This window comes from Halomonas sp., from assembly GCF_041689495.1.
In the GTDB taxonomy this organism is placed as follows: Bacteria; Pseudomonadota; Gammaproteobacteria; order Pseudomonadales; family Halomonadaceae; genus Halomonas.
Genome location: NZ_JBDNGD010000498.1, coordinates 1 through 1818 on the forward strand (window position 1 = coordinate 1; position 1818 = coordinate 1818).

Genomic DNA, 1818 nt, shown 5'->3' on the forward strand with positions numbered 1-1818 from the left:
CCCGGGAATTATCGATGCACATGCTCGACCAGGCTCGCCGCGCCGGGACCAGCATCTCCTTCGATCCCAACCTGCGACCCGGGCTCTGGGCCAGCGAAACGGACATGCGTGACACCCTCAATGGCCTGGCGGCCGGGGCCGACTGGGTGCTGCCAGGCATCGAGGAGGGTAAACGGCTGACCGGTCGGCAGGCCCCCCACGACATCGCCGATTTCTACCTGGAACGCGGCGCCCAGGCGGTGATCATCAAACTCGGCCCGGAAGGCAGCTACTACCGCGGCGTCCTGGGTGGCCAGGAGGCCAGCTTCACGGTGGCGGGTTTCCCGGTGCCCGAGGTGGTGGACACCGTTGGCGCCGGCGACGGCTTCGCCGTGGGCGTCATCAGTGCGCTGCTCGACGGCCTCTCGCCCCGCGAGGCGGTCCGGCGCGGCAACCTGATCGGCGCCCAGGCGGTACAGGTGATCGGCGACATGGAAGGCCTTCCCGACCGCGCACGGCTCGAAAAACTGGAAGCTGACCATCGTGCTGGTGCTGGAATCGCGTCACGCCGGCCGGCGCCATCGCGATCCGACACGCCAGCGAACTACACGGGGCGATAGGCGCCCTGATCGATGCCGGATAGCGGAACGCGCGACGGCGAGAATCCTTGCACCGCGACAGGAGGCAAGACATGCATCGCTTCTCCCTGGACGGCCAGGTGGCCATGGTCACCGGCAGCAACAAGGGGTTAGGTCAGGCCATGGCCGTGGCCCTGGCGGAAGCCGGCGCCGATATCGTGGGCGTCAATCGCCACCCGGCCAGCGACACCTGCGCCGCGGTCAAGGCGTTGGGCCGGCGCTTCTTCGACGTTCAGGCCGAACTCGACAAGGACTCGCCGGGCGAGATCGTCGCACGGGCCCTGGGAGAGGCCGGCCAGCTGGATATCCTGGTCAACAATGCCGGCACCATCCGCCGGGCGCCGGCGCTGGAGTTCTCCGAAGCCGACTGGGATGAGGTCATTGACGTCAATCTCAAGGCGGCCTTCTTCCTCGCCCAGCAGGTGGCTCGCCACCTGGTCGAGCGCCAGGCAACCGGGCGAATCGTCAATATCGCTTCGGTGCTCTCCTTCCAGGGAGGAATTCGCGTGCCCTCGTATACCGCCAGCAAGAGCGGCTTGCTCGGCCTGACACGGCTGCTGGCCAACGAGTGGGCAGCGTACGGCATCACCGTCAATGCCATTGCCCCCGGCTACATGGCCACGGACAATACCCAGGCCCTGCGCGAGGACGAACAGCGCAGCGCGGAGATACTCGGCCGCATTCCCGCCGGGCGCTGGGGCACGCCGGACGACCTGGCCGGGGCCGTGGTATTTCTCTGCTCCCCTGCGGCCGCCTACGTCAACGGTCACGCGCTGGCAGTGGACGGCGGCTGGCTGGCCCGCTGAAGCCTCAGTGGTTATCCCGCGGCGGGCTCACCCGCGCCACATCGCGGTAGCGAGTCGCCCCTTCCAGCGTCATGCCGCGGTCCAACGGCTCGACCAGGGCGCGCTGGATCTCCTGCCAGGGCGTCTGGTGGTCCGGATAGCGATAGCCACCGTTGGCGTCGAGCCGCTCGCGCCGCGCCTTTAGTTCGTCGTCGTCGATCTTCAGGCGAACCACGCCGCGGCCGAGGTCGACACGCAACCAGTCACCGCTCTCGAGCAGCGCAAGTCCGCCACCGGTAGCCGCTTCGGGTGAGGCATTGAGGATCGAGGGTGAACCGGAGGTACCCGACTGACGGCCATCGCCCAGGCAAGGCAGCGATTCGACGCCCTGCTTGATGAGGGCTTCCGGCGGCTGC

General features: G+C 68.1%; 3 protein-coding genes. 2 read left to right on the forward strand and 1 reads right to left on the reverse strand.

The window, feature by feature from the left end; all coding sequences use genetic code 11:
- Together ACESMD_RS14860 and kduD are read left to right on the forward strand one after the other, a co-directional pair.
- On the forward strand, nt 1-599 hold a 599-nt coding region (locus tag ACESMD_RS14860), incomplete at its 5' end, for a carbohydrate kinase family protein (RefSeq protein WP_372614494.1).
- A gap of 71 nt (nt 600-670) precedes the next feature.
- Nucleotides 671-1423, forward strand: a complete 753-nt coding sequence (gene kduD, locus ACESMD_RS14865) for a 2-dehydro-3-deoxy-D-gluconate 5-dehydrogenase KduD (RefSeq protein WP_372614496.1) — start codon at nt 671-673, stop codon at nt 1421-1423.
- A 4-nt stretch (nt 1424-1427) separates the two neighbouring features.
- On the opposite strand, the gene ACESMD_RS14870 is transcribed toward kduD, so the two are convergent.
- Nucleotides 1428-1818: dihydroxy-acid dehydratase (locus tag ACESMD_RS14870; protein WP_372614498.1), on the reverse strand; the 391-nt coding region annotated here is incomplete at its 5' end.